The sequence below is a fragment of the Achromobacter sp. 413638 genome (assembly GCF_043119405.1).
Classification (GTDB): domain Bacteria; phylum Pseudomonadota; class Gammaproteobacteria; order Burkholderiales; family Burkholderiaceae_B; genus Achromobacter.
Window position 1 is genome coordinate 22,922 of record NZ_JBICCO010000011.1, and the last position, 17,040, is coordinate 39,961.

Here is a 17,040-nt window from a genome sequence, read left to right on the forward strand (position 1 = left end):
GGCCACAAGGCATCGCACCCCCAAGAGGAGACAACCATGAAGCAAGCATTCAAACAGACCCTGGCCGCCTGCGCGCTGGGCGCGCTGGCCTGGTCCGCCCAGGCCCAGGTCTCGGACGACGTGGTCAAGATCGGCGTGCTGGGCGACCAGTCCGGCATGATGGCCGACCTGTCCGGCAAGTACGGCGTCGAGGCCGTGAAGATGGCGGTCGAGGATTTCGGCGGCACCGTGCTGGGCAAGCCTATCGAAGTGATCTCGGCCGACCATCAGAACAAGGTGGACATCGGCGTGGCCACCGCCCGCCGCTGGTACGAGAACGACAAGGTCGACATGATCCTGGACGTGCCCAACTCCGCCATCGCGCTGGCGGTGCAGGACCTGACGCGGCAGATGAAGCGCGTGGTGATCTTCACCAGCGCCGGCTCGGCCGACCTGACCGGCAAGGCCTGCTCGCCCAACGGCATGCACTGGACCTACGACACCTATGCCTACGCCACAGGCGTGGCCAGCGGCGTCATGGACGACGGCGGCAAGAGCTGGTTCTTCATCACGTCCGACTATGCCTTCGGCCACTCGCTGGAACGCGACGCGATGGCGGTGGTCAAGAGCAAGGGCGGCCAGGTGCTGGGCAGCGTGCGCCACCCCATCGCCAACGCCGACTTCTCGTCCTTCCTGTTGCAGGCACAGGCGTCCAAGGCCCAGGTGATCGGCCTGGCCAACGGCAGCGGCGACACCATCAACAGCATCAAGCAGGCGTTCGAGTTCGGCATCATGGGCGGCAAGCAGCGCGTGGCCGCGCTGTTCATGAGCATCGTCGACGTGCGCAGCGTGGGGCTGGAATACGCGCAGGGGCTGAACCTGGTCGAGCCGTTCTACTGGGACCTGAACGACCAGACGCGCGTCTGGTCCGAGCGCTACTTCAAGCGCACCGGCCGCATGCCGTCGATGGTGCAGGCCAGCAACTACAGCGCCGCCATGCACTACCTGAACGCGGTCAAGGCGGCGGGCACGGACGCGTCCGAGGCCGTGCTCAAGAAGATGCACGACACACCCATCAACGACTTCATGACCGAGAACGGCCGCATCCGCGAGGACGGCCGCGTGATGCGCGACCTGTACCTGTTCAAGGTCAAGTCGCCGGCCGAGTCCAAGCGCGACTGGGACTACTACAACCTGGTGCGCAAGATCCCCGCCGAGCAGGCATTCCGTCCGCTGGCGCAGGGCAACTGCCCGCTGGTGAAGCAATGAGCGGGGGCGTCCCGCAACTGCTGGCCGGCAAGCGCGCCGTCGTCACGGGGGGCGCCAACCCCCGTGGCATCGGCGCGGCGATCGTCCGGCTCTTCATCGAGCATGGCGCGGCGGTGGCCGTGCTGGACCGCGACTATCCGGACGATGACGCCGGCGGCCCGCAAGGCGGCGGCCCCGTGACGCTGCATTGCGACGTATCCAGCGGCGCGTCCTGCGAGGCGGCGATGGCGCGGGCGCAAGAGGCGCTGGGCGGCATCGACGTGCTGGTGAACAACGCCGGCATCGTCGCCGCCACCCGCATCTGGGACCTGCCCGAAGACGAGTTTCGGCGCATGGTGGACGTGAACCTGACCGGCACCTACAACGTCACCCGCGCCGCCCTGCCCGCCCTGCTGGCCAGCGAGCGCAAGCCGGCCATCGTCAACCTGGGTTCCACCGCCGCGCTGCGCGGCGGGGGGCTTCTGGGCGGCTCGCATTACGCCGCGTCCAAGGGCGGGGTCATCAGTTTCACCAAGGCGCTGGCCCGCGAACTGGGCCCGCGCGGGGTGCGCGCGAACTGCGTCGCGCCCGGCATCATCGAGACGGACATGACGCTGGGCAAATTCGGCGAAAATTGGGAAACAGAACTCAAACAAGGCATTCCGCTGCAACGCTTCGGCTCGCCCGCCGAAGTCGCCCAGGCCATTCTCTTCCTGGCATCGGACCTGTCCTCGTATTCCACCGGCATCGTGGTCGACGTCAATGGCGGCTTCCACATTCACTAGGCGCGCGCAGCAATGAGCACTCCAGACCGCATGTTGTCCATCCTCGACCTGTTCCGCGACGACACCACCGCCGCCTTCCAGGAAGACGTCATGGAGCATCTGGAGTGCTCGCGCGCGACCGCCTACCGCTACCTGAAGTCGCTGACCGAAAGCGGGCTGCTGGCCCCCACCTCGGGCGGCGCCTATGTACTGGGCTCGCGCATCATCGAGCTGGACCGCCACCTGCGCCAGCACGATCCGCTGATGCGAGCGGCCCGCGACGTGATGCGCGCCGCCGGCGACGAACTGCACGCCAACCTGATGCTGTGCAGCTACTACGGCGACAAGGTCATGTGCGTGGACCGCTACTGGACCGACGACTCCATCGAATCGAGCTACGCGCGCGGCCGGCCCTTCCCGATGTTCCGAGGCGCCACGGCCAAGCCCATCCTGGCCAATCTGCCGCCCTACCAGCTGCGCAACCTGATGCTGTGGCACGCGGCCGAGATCCGCGAGGCCGGCCTGGGCGAGGACTGGGATGAATTCCGCGCCAACCTGAAGCAGCTGCGCGCCGCCGGCGTGTGCGTCTCGCACGGCGAGGTCGATCGTGGCCTGATGGGCATCGGCGCGGCGATCTTCAGCCCCGACCAGAAAGTGGTCGGCAGCCTGGTGTTCATCGCCTCGCAGGCGCGCACCACGGCGCAGCGGCTGGAAGCGCTCAAGACCCGCATCCAGGCGGCGGCCGCCCAGGTGTCCGAGAATCTGCTGGCCCCGCAAAGCAACGGCGCGGCGGCGATCGGCATCATGCCGTCGCGGCCGCGCCGCATGCGGACACGGACCGGCGCGACGCCGGCCCGGACCAAACCCTGATCAGGCCTTGTTGTGGCGTTCGGCGCTCTTGAGGATTTCCTCGTGAGCGGCCGCCACGCCCTTCCAGCCCTTGACCTTGACCCACTTGCCCTTTTCCAGGTCCTTGTAGTGCTCGAAGAAGTGCTGGATGCGGGAGATGTCTTCCGTCGGCAGATCTTCGTAGGACTTGATGTTGCGGTACGGCGGGTAGAGCTTTTCGATCGGCACGGCCAGCAGCTTGGCGTCGCCGCCCGACTCGTCGTCCATTTCCAGCACGCCGATGGCGCGGCAGCGCACCACGGCGCCGATCTGGATCGGGAACGGGGTCACGACCAGCACGTCGGCGGGGTCGCCGTCTTCCGACAGGGTCTGCGGGATGTAGCCGTAGTTGCACGGGTAATGCATGGCCGTCAGCATGAAGCGGTCAACGAAGATCGCGCCCGTTTCCTTGTCGACCTCGTACTTAACCGGGTCGGCGTTCATGGGGATTTCGATGATGACGTTGAAGTCTTCCGGCAGCTTCTTGCCAGGGGAGACGCGATCGAGGCTCATGGTTCAACCTTGTGAGTGTCTGAGGAAATGATCAATGCTCGCCGTCGTTCTTGAACGGCGGCTTGGTGTCGGGCACGGGAGCGGCCGGAGCGGCCGCGGGCTTGGCAGCCGCGGGCGGCGCCGGCGCGTACGTGGGCACCGGGTCCTCGAAAGCGGCCGCCGGCAGCGGCGCGCTGTCGAAATACTCGTCGAAGTCGCTGGTGCCGCCGGCGAGCGGCGCGTCTTCGGGCGCCAGCGCGCGGTCGTGCTGTTCCTTGCTGACGCGGGCGTCGGGATCCAGCACATAGTCGGCGACGGTCGCGGCGGGCGGCAGGGCCGCGTAGCCGGAGACCGGGCCGGTCTCGTCGTCCAGGTCGGCGAGGCCCACCGCATAGCCGCCCTCGGCGTCCACGCGGTAAGGATCGGAACCCGTGTCGGCGGCCGGCAGCGCGGCGTCGGTAGCCAGCACCGGCAGCGCCATGCTGGCGGCCGTCGCCAGGCGCCAGTGGCGCACGGCGTCGGCCGGACGCTCGAGGCGGTCGTACAGGCTGCCCAGCAGCGCGTGGGTCTGCGCGTCGTTGCGGCGGCTGACGCTGCGCAGCAGATAGCGCTCGGCCTGGCCCCACAGCTGGCCGTTCAGGCAGAGCATGCCCAGGGCCGTCAACAGCTCGGGATCGGTCGGACGCGATTGCAGCCAGGACTCGGCGCGCGCCAGACGACGGGACACCTGCGAGGCGTCGCAGCGGGCGTAGGCCGCGACCAGCGCGGGATTGAACTTCACGGCGACCGCCGCTTCCAGCACGCGGGCAGCCTCGGCCGCCTCGCCCGCCGCTTCGAAGGCGGCGGCGCCGGCCAGCGCGATCTCGGGCAGCAGGCGCTCTTCGGCCTTCAGGTCTTTCCAGATGGCGCGCCAGCCGTCGTTGGCGGCCGCGGCGCGCAACCGGGCGGCGCCGGAAGCGTCGATCAGTTGATCGGCCTCCTGGCGCGGCAAGGCATTGCGGCGCACCAGCGCGCGCGCCAGCGAGAACATCTGGTCGTGGTGATTCAGCGCCGCATGCGCGCGCAGCAGCAGGCGCATGGTGTGCAGGTGGCGGGCGCCGCCGTCGGCCAGCGGCGCCAGCACGGCCAGCGCGCGCTCGGCGCGGCCCTGGTCCAGCAGCATGTCGGCGGACACGGTGGCGGTGGCTTCCAGCAGGCCGGGGTCCGTGCCGGCGTGTTCCTGGGCGCTGGCCAGGAAGCGATCACGGCGATCGAACTCGCTCAAGCCGTGCGCCGCGCGCGCCGAGGACAAGGCGGCCAGCACGCGGCGCGTCTGCACCTTGGTCTGGTCGAGCAGGCGGGTCAGGTCTTTCTCGGCTTGCGAATAGCGGCCTTCCAGCAGGCTGATCCAGCCGCGCTCGAGCAGTTCGTGGTCGCGCGCCTGGGCGCGCTTGCCGCGCCAGACCCGCACGCGGTCGGGAATGGCCAGCAGCCAGGCCAGCACGCGCAGGCCCACGTACAGCACGACGAAAGCGGCGACGATCAGCAGCACGGCCAGCGTCAGCGACATCTCGATGCGCCACGGCCATACCAGCAGCAGCACATTGCCCGAATGCGAGCGCAGCACCACCGCCAGGGCAACGGCGACGACGGCGAGCAGCAGGGTCCAGAACCAGGTACGCATAGGCCTTAGTCCTGCCCGCTGGTCTTGAAGCCGGCGGCGCGCAGGGCGGCCACGGCGTTCAGGCTGTCGGCCACGTCGGGCATGCGCACGGCGATGTCGATCTGGGCCAGTTCGCGCGCCACGTTCTGGGCGGCGACGGTATCGGGCGAGCGGCCGTCGAAATACTTGGCCAGCGCGCCGCCGACATGGTCGAGTTCGCTCTTCCAGACGGCGGGCTGGCGCATCAGCATGGCCAGTTGCACGGTCAGGAGACGCTGGCGCAGCGTGCCGCGCAACTGGTCGGCCTGTTCGGGCGACAGCAGCAGCGCGGCGGGTTCGTCCACGCGCTGGATAGTGATCAGGCCGCCCAGCTCATGCGCCAGGGCCGAGCCGGCGCGGCCGGGCCAGGAGGCGATCTCGGCGCGCCAGCGCTGCCACCAGGGCGCGTCGGCGGGCAGGCCGGCCTGCGGATCGACGGCGGGCGCCGAGGCGGCCACGGGCTGGCCGGCGGGCACCACGGCTTGCGCGGCCACGTCCGGCACCAGCAGCGGCGCCTTGCTGATCAGCACGCTCAGGCGCTCGATGCGGGCGGCCTGGGCGGGAATGTCGACGGTGGAGACCGCGCGCAGGCGGTCCAGGTCGCCGTTGATGGCCTGTTGCAGGCTGGAGAAGCGCGGACGGTCGGCGCGCGCCAGGCGCGCCTGGGCGGTTTCCAGCGCGACGATGGCGTTGGAGACGTTGCCGGCCAGGCGCAGCTGCTGGTTGGCCAGCGTCAGCAGGCGTTCGACATCGTTGGCCAGCAGTTCGTCGCTGGCGCTGTCGTTGAAGTTCTGCCAGGCCTGCTGCAGCGCGTGGTACTGGCTCTGGGTCTCGCGCACCGTGTCTTCCAGCTCGCCCAGGCGACCAGCCTGGGCCTGCGCCAGGGCCAGCGCTTCGCGCGTGTCGCGGCGCGCCTGCGCCAGATCGGAGGACAGGGTGTCGATGCGCTGGGCGACTTCGCGCCCGGCGCTCATGAATTGCGTGCGTTGCTGCCACAGCGCGTAGCCCAGGCCGGCGGCCAGCGCGATGGCGATGGCCAGGGCGGTGAGCATGGGGCCGTTGCCGCGCTTGGCCGGACGGACGGCGGAGGCTGTGGAGCCGGCTGGCGCGGAACTGGCCGGAGCCGACGCGGGCGCGCCGGCGCCCTGGACGGCCGCCTGGGCGGCCGGATCGGTAGCGGGAGTCTTCTCTGTCATGACGCGATTGTATTCGGTGTTGGTCCGAAGCAACGAATCAAGCGGCAACAAATGCCTGGAAAATCGAGTCGTCGTTGGGCAAGCAGATTTTTACCATCGCCGCGCCGCTCTCGTCATGACCAGGGCGGCCGACGCGCCTGGCCAAGGACGGATGCGTCAGCACGAAACCGCAGCCTTCCCACCAGGCTTGCAGGCCGGCGGCCCGCAGATTGGCGAGCGCGGCGTCGGCGCCCTCCCCGCTGGTGATGAGCCAGGTGGCGGGAAGCCCGGCTTCGGCCCTGCGCTTGAGCGGCGCCAGCGATTGCGCCTCCCAGACCGCGGGCTGCCGGTCGTAGGCGGCGTGTCGCGCCACCCGCACACCCTGCGCGGCCAGGGTGTCGCCCAGCCAGTCGCGGCCCTGCGTGCCGCGCACCAGCAAGGTGCGCGCGGGCAGCGCGGGCAGTCCTTGCAGCACGGCCCACAGGGCTTCGGAATCGTGGCTGGGCGCGTCGGCCGGCGGATGCAGGACTGTTGTATTCGCGCCAAAGCCGGGCAGTTCGCGCAGGCCTTGCGCGCTGGCCGGGCCGACAGTGGCGGCGATCACGGCCGGGGGCCAGGAAAAGCCGCCGCGCGCGCGGGTCAGCTGGTCCAGGTACAGGCGCGCCGCGTTGCCGCTGACGAAGACCACCATGTCGTAGTCTTCCGGCATGGGCAGCCCCTCCAGGCAATCCAGCGGAAGGATCTCCAGCGCGGGCAGCACGCAGGCTTCCCAGCCGTGCGCCCGCAGGCGCGCGGCCAGGGCCTCGTTGCGCCCCGAGGGCCGCGTCAGCACCGCGAGCGGCGGCATGGCGGCGCTGGGGTCGGCCATCACGCGGGCCGGTCGTCTTGCAGCAGTTCTTGAAGGATGGCGGCCGCGCCCGCGTCCAGCAGTTCGCGGGCGGCCGCCACGCCGATCGCCTCGGCCTCGGCCGCCGGGCCGCTGCGCTCGGCGCGCACCATGCGCACGCCATCCGGCGAAGCCACCAGCGCGCGCAGCGACAGCGCATCGCCGTTCAGTTCGGCGAAGGCGGCCAGCGGCACCTGACAGGAGCCGCCAAGCTCGCGCGACACGGCGCGTTCGGCCAGCACGCAGGCGCGCGTGCCGGCGCTGACCAGCGGCGCCAGCCAGGCGCGCATGTCGTCGCGGTCGTCGCGGATCTCGATGCCGAGCGCGCCCTGGCCCGCCGCCGGCAGGCTGACGGCCGGATCGAGCAGGCTGCGGATGCGCCCGCCCAGACCCAGGCGTTCCAGGCCCGCGGCGGCCAGCACGATGGCGTCGTAGTCGCCGCGATCGAGCTTGCCGAGCCGGGTGTCGAGGTTGCCGCGCAGCGGCTTGACCGCCAGCTGCGGATGGCGCGCGCGGATCTGCGCCTCGCGGCGCAGGCTGGACGTGCCTACGACGGCGCCCGCCGGCAGCTCGGCCAGCGTGGCGTAGGTGTTGGAGACGAAGGCGTCGCGCGGGTCGGCGCGCTCGAGCACGGCGCACAGCTCGAACGGGGCCTGCAGATCGACCGGCACGTCCTTCAGGGAGTGCACGGCCAGATCGGCGCGGCCGTCGAGCAAGGCGGTTTCGAGTTCCTTGACGAACAGGCCCTTGCCGCCCACCTTGGACAGTGTGCGGTCCAGGATCTGGTCGCCCCGGGTCGTCAGGGTGAGGAGTTCAACCGCGCACGCCGGATACAGCGTGCGCAGCCGGTCGCGCACATGCTCGGCTTGCCACAGGGCAAGCCGGCTGGCGCGGGTCGCGATGACCAGGCGTTGCGGTTGGGACACGAGTCATCAAACGAAGTTGGAGACGATGACCGTCGCAACCACGCCGATGATGGCCAGCACGAACAGGCCCTGAAGCAGGCTCAGGCCCGATTCGGATTGCTGGGGGTCGACAGTCCTACGCAGACTCATGTGCGGATTCCTTGCTTGCGGTTTTGCGGCTGGCCAGCCAGCGGCCGAGGCCGACCACGACCAGCGCGCCGATGATTTCAGCCGCAATTTTAACCGCAGTCGGCTGCTCGCCGAATTGATTCACGACAACCACGTCCGTGATCAGCATGCCGCCGGCGATCCAGCCCAGCAGCGCGGCGCCGAAAGTGACGACCAGCGGATAGCGGTCGATGAGCTTGAGCACCAGGGTGCTGCCCCAGATGATGATGGGCACGCTGACGATCAGGCCGAACACGACCAGGCCGATCTGGTGGTCGGCGTGCGCGTTCTGGGCGGCGCCGGCGATGGCGATGACGTTGTCCAGGCTCATCACGAAATCCGCGATGATGATGGTCTTGACGGCGGCGGCGATGGAGGTGCCGCCCTTGATGTTGCCATGCGCGTCATCCTCGGGGACCAGCAGCTTGACGCCGATCCAGACCAGCAGCAGGCCGCCGACGACCTTCAGGAAGGGAACGGCCAGCAGCGTGAGGGCGAAGGCGATCAGCACGACGCGCAGGATGATGGCGCCCGCGGTGCCCCACAGGATGCCCTGCATGCGTTGCTTGGGTTCCAGGTTGCGGCACGCCAGCGCGATGACCACGGCGTTGTCGCCGCCGAGCAGGATGTCGATGAGGATGATCTGGAATACCGCTGCCCAACTCAGCGTCTGGAAAAACTCAAGCACTTTGAACCCCCGAAGGCATTATTTGCACACAAAAGAATAGCCGGTCCCGGTCCGGCTGAACCCGCCGCGTCGATCGCGCGGCGGGGAAATTCAAAACAACAGATTATTGTAATTCAGCTTTCAGTCAGCTTTCCGCCGAGCCAACATGATTTTGCCGATGGCCAGCACCAGCAGCGCCCCCAGCACGCCCGCCATCAGCTCGAAGCTGTGCTGCGTGACGCCCAGCGCGCTGTCGATGCGCGCCACGGGTTCCTGCAGCGCCGGGTCGCCAACCAGCAGCTCGCCCGCGATGAAGCCCAGCAGCGCGGCGCCCACCCAGACGATGACCGGGAAGCGCTCGATGACCTTGAGCAGCAGCGTGCTGCCGAAGATGACCAGCGGAATGCTGATGGCCAGGCCCAGCACCAGCAAGGTGGTGTCGCCCATGGCCGCGGCGGCCACGGCCACCACGTTGTCCAGGCTCATCACCAGGTCGGCGATCATGATGGTGCGGATCGCGGTCAGCAGATTGCCTTGCGCATGGCCGCCGCCCTCGTCCTCGCCTTCCGGCAACAGCAGCGAGACGCCGATGTAGACCAGCAGCAGCGCGCCGATCAGCTTGAGCCACGGCAACAGCAGCAGTTTCGCGGCGACCAGGGTCAGCACGATACGCATGATGATCGCGGCGGCCGAGCCGATCACGATCGCTTTTTTCTGCTGCTGCGCAGGCAGCGAGCGCGCGGCCAGCGCGATCACCACGGCGTTGTCGCCCGACAGCAGGATGTTGACCCAAATGATCTGGAGCAGCGCTATCCAGAATGCCGCTGAACTGAGTTCCATACCCTCTCTTTCCTAGACGTGATCCCCCTAGGACAAACCAAATGAATGGATGAATGTAGACAAACAGAGCGCACTGACCGTCTCGGCGCGAGCCCGACGGCATTCTTGCTGGGTACGCAAAGGATTTCTTTCATTATAGTTTCGTTCAGCTTTCCGTATGTTTGGACGAACGCGGTTTGAACGGGGGGATTTCCCTAGGCAGCGCATCCTTTCATGCGGCGAGCGAACGAAAAAAAGCCCGCCGAGGCGGGCTTTCTTTCTACGCGCGACTGTAAGAGGCTTACAGCACCGACTTGAGCAGCTTGCCCATTTCGGAGGGGTTGCGCGTGGTGCGGATGCCGCAGGCTTCCATGACTTCCAGCTTGGCGTCGGCGGTGTCGGCGCCGCCCGAGATCAGCGCGCCGGCGTGGCCCATGCGCTTTCCGGGAGGAGCGGTGACACCGGCGATGAAGCCGACGACCGGCTTCTTCATGTTGTCCTTGGCCCACTGAGCGGCGTTCACTTCGTCCGGGCCGCCGATTTCGCCGATCATGATGACGGCGTCGGTGTCGGGATCGTCATTGAACATCTTCAGCACGTCGACGTGCTTCAGGCCGTTGATGGGGTCGCCACCGATGCCCACGGCGCTGGATTGGCCCAGGCCCAGTTCGGTGACTTGCGCCACGGCTTCGTACGTCAGGGTGCCCGAGCGGCTGACGATGCCGATGCGGCCCTTGCGGTGGATGTGGCCCGGCATGATGCCGATCTTGATTTCGTCCGGGGTGATCAGGCCGGGGCAGTTCGGGCCCAGCAGCAGGGTCTTGCTGCCCTTGGCCTTCATGCGGTTCTTGACTTCCAGCATGTCACGGACCGGGATGCCTTCGGTGATGCAGATCACCAGATCCAGTTCGGCCTCGACGGCTTCCCAGATGGCGGCGGCGGCGCCCGCGGGCGGCACGTAGATGACGGACACGGTGGCGCCGGTGTCGGCCTTGGCGTCCTTGACCGACGCGAAGATCGGCACGCCTTCGAAGTCCTCGCCCGCCTTCTTCGGGTTCACGCCAGCCACGAAGGCGGCCTTGCCATTGGCGTACTCACGGCACATGCGGGTGTGGAACTGGCCCGTCTTGCCCGTGATGCCCTGGGTGATGACCTTGGTGTCCTTGTTGATCAGAATCGACATTTGCAAATCCTTGGAATTACTTTTACCGCCGGGCCGCCCCAAGGTAAAAAGCGCCCCCTTGGGGGGCAGCTAGCCACGAAGGGGCGCGGCGTGGGGGCAATATTTACTTGACGGCGGCTACGACGCGGGTGGCGGCTTCGGCCATCGTATCGGCGCTGATGATCGGCAGGCCGGATTCGGCCAGCATCTTCTTGCCGAGTTCTTCGTTGGTGCCCTTCATGCGCACGACCAGCGGCACGTTCAGGTTGACGGCCTTGCAAGCCGCGATCACGCCTTCGGCGATGACGTCGCAGCGCATGATGCCGCCGAAGATGTTGACCAAGATGGCCTTCACGCTCTTGTTCTTGAGCATGATCTTGAAGGCTTCCGTGACCTTCTCGGCCGTGGCGCCGCCGCCGACGTCCAGGAAGTTGGCCGGCTCGCCGCCGAACAGCTTGATGGTGTCCATGGTGGCCATGGCCAGGCCGGCGCCGTTCACCAGGCAGCCGATGTTGCCGTCGAGCTGGATGTAGGCCAGGTCGAACTTGCTGGCTTCGATTTCAGCGGGATCTTCTTCGTCCAGGTCGCGGTAGGCGACGATTTCCGGGTGGCGGAACAGGGCGTTCGAGTCGAAGTTGAACTTGGCGTCCAGGGCGATGATGTTGCCCTTGCTGTCGCGGTTCAGCGGGTTGATTTCGACCAGCGAGGCGTCGGTGTCCATGTAGCAGGTGTAGAGCTTCTGGAACACGTCCACGGCCTGGGCGGTCGAGTCGGCGGGCAGGCCGATCGCGTTGGCGATCTTGGTGGCCTGCTCGGCGGACAGGCCGGTCAGCGGGTCGATGTATTCGGTGATGATCTTCTCGGGCGTGGAGTGGGCCACTTCCTCGATGTCCATGCCGCCTTCGCTGGAGGCGATGAAGGCGACCTTCTGGGTGGCGCGGTCGGTGACCAGCGACACGTAGTATTCCTTCTGGATGTCGGCGCCGTCTTCGATGTACAGGCGACGCACCTTCTGGCCTTCCGGACCGGTCTGGTGCGTGATCAGCTGCATGCCCAGGATTTCCGAGGCCAGCTTGCGCACATCATCCAGCGAGCGCGCCAGCTTCACGCCGCCGCCCTTGCCCCGGCCGCCAGCGTGGATCTGCGCCTTGACGACCCAAACCGGTCCACCCAGCTTTTCAGCGGCAGCCACGGCCTCGTCGACGGAAAGAGCGGGAATACCGCGCGGCACGGGGACGCCAAATTGCTTCAGCAGTTCCTTGCCTTGATACTCGTGGATTTTCATGTGTTACCTGTCAGGACGTATGAGAAAAAGAAGGTGAATCGGAGGCCGAACCGGCGGATGCCTCAGCGCTATCCCCGGTGTACCACTTGGGATAGTGCTCAGCCACCACGGGGCCGTCGGTGCGCAGGGCATGACAGCCATCGAGTTGGAACGGACGCCGGTTGGGGTTGCTTTCCTGCCGCCGCTGGTTGGCCATGGTCTGGACCGCCGCGGTGGGAAGCACCTGCGACAGCTCGGTCATGTGCGTACAGCCCGCCACGTGCCCGAAACGCTCCTTGACCTGGCGGCGAAACCCCTTGAGCAGGTTCATGCCGATCAGATCAGTGTAAGCGGGTTCGATGGCCATGCAATGACCGCCGTAAGGGGCCGCGTCATAGACGGCCTGCGCCGCCACGATGGTGAAATCGCCATCGATGGTGATGCGCAGGTGCATGTGATGGATGGGGTCTCCGGCCTTGAACACTTCGCCGTCGCGCTTGGGAAAATCGTACGCCTTGACGTCGATCAGCTCGGCTTCCAGATCCCAGAGGCCGCCGTCGCGCGCATAGGACTGCACGCGTATGGAACGCGTGTGCAGCGGCTGGCGAGGGTAATCCGGCGGTGGCAAGGGCATGCTGGGGCCTGCGGGGCGAAGATGGCCGGCGCACGGCGTGGAAAAACTTGTGCGCGGCAACAAAACCTTCAAAGTATAGCGCAGGCGGCCCCCGCTCAAGCCCCCCCGCCCCCACTGACGGCAGGGGGAAACGGGGCCGCAAAGGCCCCGCCGCCAGGATCGGGGACAGGTTGCGGGCGACTCTGCCGGCCTCAGCGCCCCGTCCACGGGGTGGCCGGACTGCCCATCCAGGCCTGGCCGGCCGGGATGGTCTCGCCCTTGAGCACCAGCGTCAGCGGCCCCAGCACGGCGCCCTGCTCCACCCGCGTATCGTAAAGAATGGTGGTGCGGGGCCCGACGCTGACCCCGGCCCCGATCCGGACCTGGCCGATCTTCATGACCCGGTCCTCGAACAGATGCGTCTGCGGGCCGGACCAGGCGTGCAGCACGGCGTCGTCGCCGATGGCCACGCAGTCGTACTCGGTGACGTCGGTGGTGTCCATGAAGACGCGCTTGCCGATGCGCGCGCCCATGCAGCGCAGCGCCAGCGGCAGCCAGGGCGTGGCGCGCAGGAAATTGAAGAAGTTCGGCACCGCGATGGACTCGTACAGGCTGGTCACGGCCTCGCTCTTCCAGACGAAGGGCGTCCACATCGGCTCGGCGCGCGGCCGGTAGCGGCCGATCAGCGTCCATTTGAGCAGCACCAGGAACAGGAAGGCGCCGATGCCGTACAGCACGCCAGCCAGCATCAGCTCGTCGAAAGCGGCGACGAAGCCGTGCTTGACCGCCATCGGGATCACTTTCATCACCGTCAGATAGCCCACGGCGATGACCACCGCCAGCGGCAGGATCATGCGCATGCCCTCGACCGCGCCGCGCGCCAGCTTGCGGCCCAGGCTGGGGCGGAAGGTCAGGTGCTCGGGAAAGCCGGCGGTCTGCTCGCGCGCAGGCAGGGCCAGCGGCGGATTGCCCAGCCAGGTCTGGCCGCTGGCCATGCGGGCATTGGCTGGGGCGCGGCTCTGCACGCCGATCAGCACGTCGTCGGGCAGCTCGGAGCCGTCCGGCACGTAGGCGCCGTTGCCGACGAAGCTGCGGTTGCCGATCACCGTCGGGCGCATGGTCATCCAGCCCCGGTCGACTTCCTCGTCGCCCAGCATCACGCCGTCGGCGATGAAGCTGTCGCGGCCCAGCGTCAGCATGTCCGGCACGATGCCCATGGCGGTCGAGATCTCGGTGCCAGGGCCGACCTTGGCGCCCAGCAGGCGGTACCAGGTGCCGGCGTAGATCGAGGCGTACAGCCCGTGCAGCACGCTCAGGCTGGATTCCTGGATCTGGTTGGTCAGCCAGCGCCGCAGATAGATCTGGCCATAGACCGGCCAGCGTCCGCCGCTCAGGCGCGGCAGCAGCGCCCAGCGCAGCAGGGCCGACACCAGGATGGTCAGCATCAGCAGCAGCGCGCTGGCCGGCAGCGCCAGCAACAGGTAGCAGAGGAAGGCATAGGGCCAGGACGCGCGCGCGCCCATCAGGTCCAGCCAGCGCGCGTCGATCCAGTCGATCAGCACGAAGCTGGGGAACACCGGCATGAAGAACAGGCCGGCGATGGCCGCGCCGCCCAGCGCATAGGCCAGCATGTCCAGGCGCCGCCAGCGGCCGTGGCGCTCGGGCCGGGGCGGCAGCTCGGGAGCGCGCGCCTGTGGATCGTGGCGCGCGGGCGCGCCGCTCCAGATCTGCCCGGCGGGAATGCGCGCGCCGCGCGCCAGCGACGACAGGCCGTCCAGGCGCGCCTCGTCGCCCATCTCGACATCGCCTTGCAGCACCGCGTAGGAACCGATGTATGCATTGGCGCCGACGCGGATCGGCGACACCTCCCAGACGCCGCCGCGCACCTCGAAGTTCTCAAGGTTCACCGCCGCGCCGATGCTGGCGCCGTCGCCCACGGACAGCAGGTCCGGAGCCCGCACCGAGATGCGGCTGATGGCGGTGTCCTGCCCGATCCGCGCGCCCAGCGCGCGCAGGTACCAGGCCTGCAGCGGCGAGCCGGCCAGCAGGTGCGCCGGCGGAATGTCCATGATGCGGTCGACCAGCCACCAGCGATAGAACATCCAGCCATACAGCGGATAGCGGCCGGCCTTGAGCCGGCCCAGGATGCCCCACTTGCCAGCCACGGCCACGCCGAAGCTGAGCAGGTTGCAGGCCAGGTAGCTGCTGATCGACAGCGTCACCGCGAGCCAGACCGAATCGCCCTCGTCGCCGGTGAAGTAGTGATAGGTGAAGAACGGCGTCAGCCAGATCAGCATGCGCACGCCGATCAGGATGGGCAGCGCCGCCAGCTGCGCCAGGCCGCAAGCCCAGCGCCGCCACTCGGGCGCGCGTTCGGGCACCGCCTCGCGCGCCGCGCCGGCGCCGGCCACTGCCGCCTCGGCCGCCAGCGCGTCCAGCCGCCCCGCCAGCGCCGCCAGCGTGGAATGCTGGTACAGCTCGTGCATGGTCAGCGCGGAAAAATGCGGATGCTTGCGCAGCGAGGACACCAGCCGCGCGGCCAGCAGCGAATGGCCGCCCAGGTCACGGAAGAAATCGCTCGCCAGGCGCAACGGCTGGCCGGGGAACAGCGGACGCAGCGCCTCGAACAGCGCCTGCTCGCCGGCGGTGGCCGGCAGGTCATCCTCGCCGCTGGGTTCGGCGGCCGTGGCCAGCTCGCGCGCCTTGAGCGCCTTGCGGTCGATCTTGCCGGACGTCAGGCGCGGCACCTCGGCCACCAGTTCGAAACGCGCCGGGATCATATAAGCCGGCAGTTCCTGCGCCAGGCCCGCGCGCAGGGCATGCGGATCGGGCCGCGCCTCGCCCTCGGGCGCCAGGAAGGCCACCAGTTGCTCGATGCCGGCCAGATCGCGCAGCACGACGGCGGCCGCGCCCACGCCCGGCTGGCGATAGAGCGCCGCCTCGATCTCGCCCAGCTCGACGCGAAAGCCGCGCACCTTCACCTGGTCGTCGCTGCGGCCCAGGCACTGGATCTGGCCCTGCTCGTCGATGCGCGCCAGGTCGCCGCTGCGGTACATGCGCGTATCGTGCTCGCCGCGCGGACGCGGATTGGCCAGGAACTTCTCGGCCGTCAGCTCGGGCCGCCCCAGGTAGCCGCCCGCCACGCCCGGCCCGGTGATGCACAGCTCGCCCACCTGCCCTTGCGGCAGCACCGCGCCGTCCTCGCCGCGTATCAGCATGCCGTAGTTGGGCAGCGGCGTGCCGATGGTGACGGGCTGACCGGGCAGCAGCTCGGCCAGGCTGACCGACACCGTGGTCTCGGTGGGGCCGTAGGTGTTGTACATGCGCCGGCCCGGCGCGGCCCAGCGCGCCGCCAGGAACTCCGGGCACATCTCGCCGCCCAGGTTGATGATGCGCAGGCTGGGCACGTCGCGGCTGAACAGGGCCAGCAGCGTGGGCACGGCGTGCAGCACCGTCACGCCCTCGCGCGCCAGCGCCTCGGGCAGTCCTTCGGGGTCGGTGGTCAGCATCTTGGGCGCGACCCAGAGCGAGGCGCCGACCAGGTAGCTGATCCAGATTTCCTCGAACGACATGTCGAAGGCCACCGAAAAGCCCTGGTAGACCTTGTCGCCGTGGCGCACGCCCAGCACTTCGTTCTCGCTGCGCAGGAAGTGGCAGATGCTGGCCTGGGTGATGGGCACGCCCTTGGGCTTGCCGGTGGAACCGGAGGTGTAGATGACGTAGGCCGGATGCTCGGGCAGCAGCCCCGCACGCCGGCGCAGCGGCGCCGAATCGGCCGCCGGCTGCGACAGCTGCCAGGGCGTACAGGTGGAGATGCCGTCGAGCTGGACCTCGCCGCCGGCGACGATGTACTGCGCGCCGGCGTCCTGCAGGCAGGCCTGCATGCGCTCGGGCGGGGTATCGGATTCGAACGGCAGCCAGGCCGCGCCGGCCTTGGCGATGGCGGCCTGCATCAGCAGCAGTTCGTCCCCGCGCGGCAGGCACAGGCCGACGATATCGCCCGGCCGCACGCCCGCCTCGATCAGGTGGTGCGCGGCCAGGTCGGCGCGCCGGCCCAGCGTTTCGTAGGTGATGGACTGATCCTGCCAATGGATGGCGACGGCGTCGGGATGACGCAGGATCGTGGCTTCGAGAATATCCGGCAGCGTTTCCGCGATCAGCAGATCCGGCCGGTCAGAGCCATGGAGAATCATAGGTAAGGCGACAATCCGGCAAAGGGGATTTTTCGCTTATTGACCCATACCAGCGGAATTCGTTCAAGGGCCGCGCACAAAAACATCGCAAAGAGGTCGCGCGCGTTGTGCCTATGCCGCGCGGGCGTCCGCGCGC

The 17,040-nt window shown here is 68.3% G+C and carries 15 protein-coding genes; 3 read left to right on the plus strand and 12 right to left on the minus strand.

The genetic code is table 11. The features are described 5' to 3' along the window. The first annotated feature begins 36 nt into the window (after positions 1-36). The 3 genes from ACEU5R_RS06800 to ACEU5R_RS06810 are packed head-to-tail and all read left to right on the plus strand — an operon-like array spanning position 37 to position 2,861. Positions 37-1,248: an ABC transporter substrate-binding protein gene (locus ACEU5R_RS06800; RefSeq protein WP_392409592.1), complete on the plus strand. Its 1,212-nt coding sequence runs from the start codon at positions 37-39 to the stop codon at positions 1,246-1,248. Next, positions 1,245-2,012 carry an SDR family NAD(P)-dependent oxidoreductase gene (locus tag ACEU5R_RS06805; RefSeq protein ID WP_103273474.1) on the plus strand — a complete coding sequence of 256 codons (768 nt, stop codon included), beginning with the start codon at positions 1,245-1,247 and terminating at the stop codon, positions 2,010-2,012. The genes ACEU5R_RS06800 and ACEU5R_RS06805 overlap by 4 nt, the downstream gene beginning before the upstream one ends. A gap of 12 nt (positions 2,013-2,024) precedes the next feature. Next, positions 2,025-2,861, plus strand: coding sequence for an IclR family transcriptional regulator (locus tag ACEU5R_RS06810; RefSeq protein ID WP_212319042.1), 837 nt, complete (start codon positions 2,025-2,027; stop codon positions 2,859-2,861). On the opposite strand, the gene ppa is transcribed toward ACEU5R_RS06810, so the two are convergent. The 12 genes from ppa to ACEU5R_RS06870 all read right to left on the minus strand — a co-directional run bounded on the left by ppa (position 2,862) and on the right by ACEU5R_RS06870 (position 16,904). Further along, positions 2,862-3,392, minus strand: a complete 531-nt coding sequence (gene ppa / locus ACEU5R_RS06815; protein WP_103273472.1) for an inorganic diphosphatase — start codon at positions 3,390-3,392, stop codon at positions 2,862-2,864. A gap of 31 nt (positions 3,393-3,423) precedes the next feature. Beyond that, the gene (locus ACEU5R_RS06820; RefSeq protein WP_392409593.1) at positions 3,424-5,034 is read right to left on the minus strand and encodes a heme biosynthesis HemY N-terminal domain-containing protein; all 1,611 of its coding nucleotides are present in this window, start codon (positions 5,032-5,034) and stop codon (positions 3,424-3,426) included. A gap of 5 nt (positions 5,035-5,039) precedes the next feature. Beyond that, on the minus strand, positions 5,040-6,248 hold the full coding sequence (locus tag ACEU5R_RS06825) for a uroporphyrinogen-III C-methyltransferase (protein WP_392409594.1): 1,209 nt from the start codon (positions 6,246-6,248) through the stop codon (positions 5,040-5,042). A gap of 37 nt (positions 6,249-6,285) precedes the next feature. Then, on the minus strand, positions 6,286-7,095 hold the full coding sequence (locus ACEU5R_RS06830) for a uroporphyrinogen-III synthase (RefSeq protein ID WP_392409595.1): 810 nt from the start codon (positions 7,093-7,095) through the stop codon (positions 6,286-6,288). Continuing rightward, the gene (gene hemC / locus ACEU5R_RS06835) at positions 7,095-8,039 is read right to left on the minus strand and encodes a hydroxymethylbilane synthase (protein ID WP_103273469.1); all 945 of its coding nucleotides are present in this window, start codon (positions 8,037-8,039) and stop codon (positions 7,095-7,097) included. Before hemC ends, ACEU5R_RS06830 begins: the two co-directional genes overlap by 1 nt. Positions 8,040-8,045: 6 nt before the next feature. Beyond that, positions 8,046-8,168 carry a hypothetical protein gene (locus ACEU5R_RS06840; RefSeq protein ID WP_255414623.1) on the minus strand — a complete coding sequence of 41 codons (123 nt, stop codon included), beginning with the start codon at positions 8,166-8,168 and terminating at the stop codon, positions 8,046-8,048. After that, positions 8,155-8,874 carry a TerC family protein gene (locus tag ACEU5R_RS06845; RefSeq protein ID WP_103273468.1) on the minus strand — a complete coding sequence of 240 codons (720 nt, stop codon included), beginning with the start codon at positions 8,872-8,874 and terminating at the stop codon, positions 8,155-8,157. The genes ACEU5R_RS06840 and ACEU5R_RS06845 overlap by 14 nt, the downstream gene beginning before the upstream one ends. A gap of 120 nt (positions 8,875-8,994) precedes the next feature. Next, positions 8,995-9,693 (minus strand): TerC family protein, encoded by a 699-nt coding sequence (locus ACEU5R_RS06850; RefSeq protein ID WP_103273467.1) that lies wholly within the window; start codon positions 9,691-9,693, stop codon positions 8,995-8,997. Between the two features lie 280 nt (positions 9,694-9,973). Next, the gene (gene sucD / locus ACEU5R_RS06855; protein WP_006388410.1) at positions 9,974-10,855 is read right to left on the minus strand and encodes a succinate--CoA ligase subunit alpha; all 882 of its coding nucleotides are present in this window, start codon (positions 10,853-10,855) and stop codon (positions 9,974-9,976) included. A 103-nt stretch (positions 10,856-10,958) separates the two neighbouring features. Next, complete coding sequence (gene sucC, locus ACEU5R_RS06860; protein WP_103273466.1) at positions 10,959-12,119, minus strand: ADP-forming succinate--CoA ligase subunit beta; 1,161 nt, start codon at positions 12,117-12,119, stop codon at positions 10,959-10,961. A gap of 10 nt (positions 12,120-12,129) precedes the next feature. Next, the gene (locus tag ACEU5R_RS06865; protein WP_103273465.1) at positions 12,130-12,732 is read right to left on the minus strand and encodes a DUF2889 domain-containing protein; all 603 of its coding nucleotides are present in this window, start codon (positions 12,730-12,732) and stop codon (positions 12,130-12,132) included. 191 nt (positions 12,733-12,923) lie between these two features. After that, a complete protein-coding gene (locus tag ACEU5R_RS06870) occupies positions 12,924-16,904 on the minus strand; it encodes a Pls/PosA family non-ribosomal peptide synthetase (protein WP_392409596.1) in 3,981 nt (1,326 codons plus the stop codon). Positions 16,905-17,040: the final 136 nt, after the last annotated feature.

What these genes read in the sequence shown, in the direction of transcription:
- ACEU5R_RS06820 (WP_392409593.1), bottom strand. Translation starts at nt 5,034, where the DNA reads ATGCGTACCTGGTTCTGGACCCTGCTGCTCGCCGTCGTCGCCGTTGCC.
- ACEU5R_RS06850 (WP_103273467.1), bottom strand. Translation starts at nt 9,693, where the DNA reads ATGGAACTCAGTTCAGCGGCATTCTGGATAGCGCTGCTCCAGATCATT.
- ACEU5R_RS06810 (WP_212319042.1), top strand. Translation starts at nt 2,025, where the DNA reads ATGAGCACTCCAGACCGCATGTTGTCCATCCTCGACCTGTTCCGCGAC.
- ACEU5R_RS06830 (WP_392409595.1), bottom strand. Translation starts at nt 7,095, where the DNA reads ATGGCCGACCCCAGCGCCGCCATGCCGCCGCTCGCGGTGCTGACGCGG.
- sucC (WP_103273466.1), bottom strand. Translation starts at nt 12,119, where the DNA reads ATGAAAATCCACGAGTATCAAGGCAAGGAACTGCTGAAGCAATTTGGC.
- ACEU5R_RS06840 (WP_255414623.1), bottom strand. Translation starts at nt 8,168, where the DNA reads ATGAGTCTGCGTAGGACTGTCGACCCCCAGCAATCCGAATCGGGCCTG.
- sucD (WP_006388410.1), bottom strand. Translation starts at nt 10,855, where the DNA reads ATGTCGATTCTGATCAACAAGGACACCAAGGTCATCACCCAGGGCATC.
- ACEU5R_RS06865 (WP_103273465.1), bottom strand. Translation starts at nt 12,732, where the DNA reads ATGCCCTTGCCACCGCCGGATTACCCTCGCCAGCCGCTGCACACGCGT.
- ppa (WP_103273472.1), bottom strand. Translation starts at nt 3,392, where the DNA reads ATGAGCCTCGATCGCGTCTCCCCTGGCAAGAAGCTGCCGGAAGACTTC.
- ACEU5R_RS06825 (WP_392409594.1), bottom strand. Translation starts at nt 6,248, where the DNA reads ATGACAGAGAAGACTCCCGCTACCGATCCGGCCGCCCAGGCGGCCGTC.
- ACEU5R_RS06805 (WP_103273474.1), top strand. Translation starts at nt 1,245, where the DNA reads ATGAGCGGGGGCGTCCCGCAACTGCTGGCCGGCAAGCGCGCCGTCGTC.
- ACEU5R_RS06800 (WP_392409592.1), top strand. Translation starts at nt 37, where the DNA reads ATGAAGCAAGCATTCAAACAGACCCTGGCCGCCTGCGCGCTGGGCGCG.
- ACEU5R_RS06870 (WP_392409596.1), bottom strand. Translation starts at nt 16,904, where the DNA reads ATGATTCTCCATGGCTCTGACCGGCCGGATCTGCTGATCGCGGAAACG.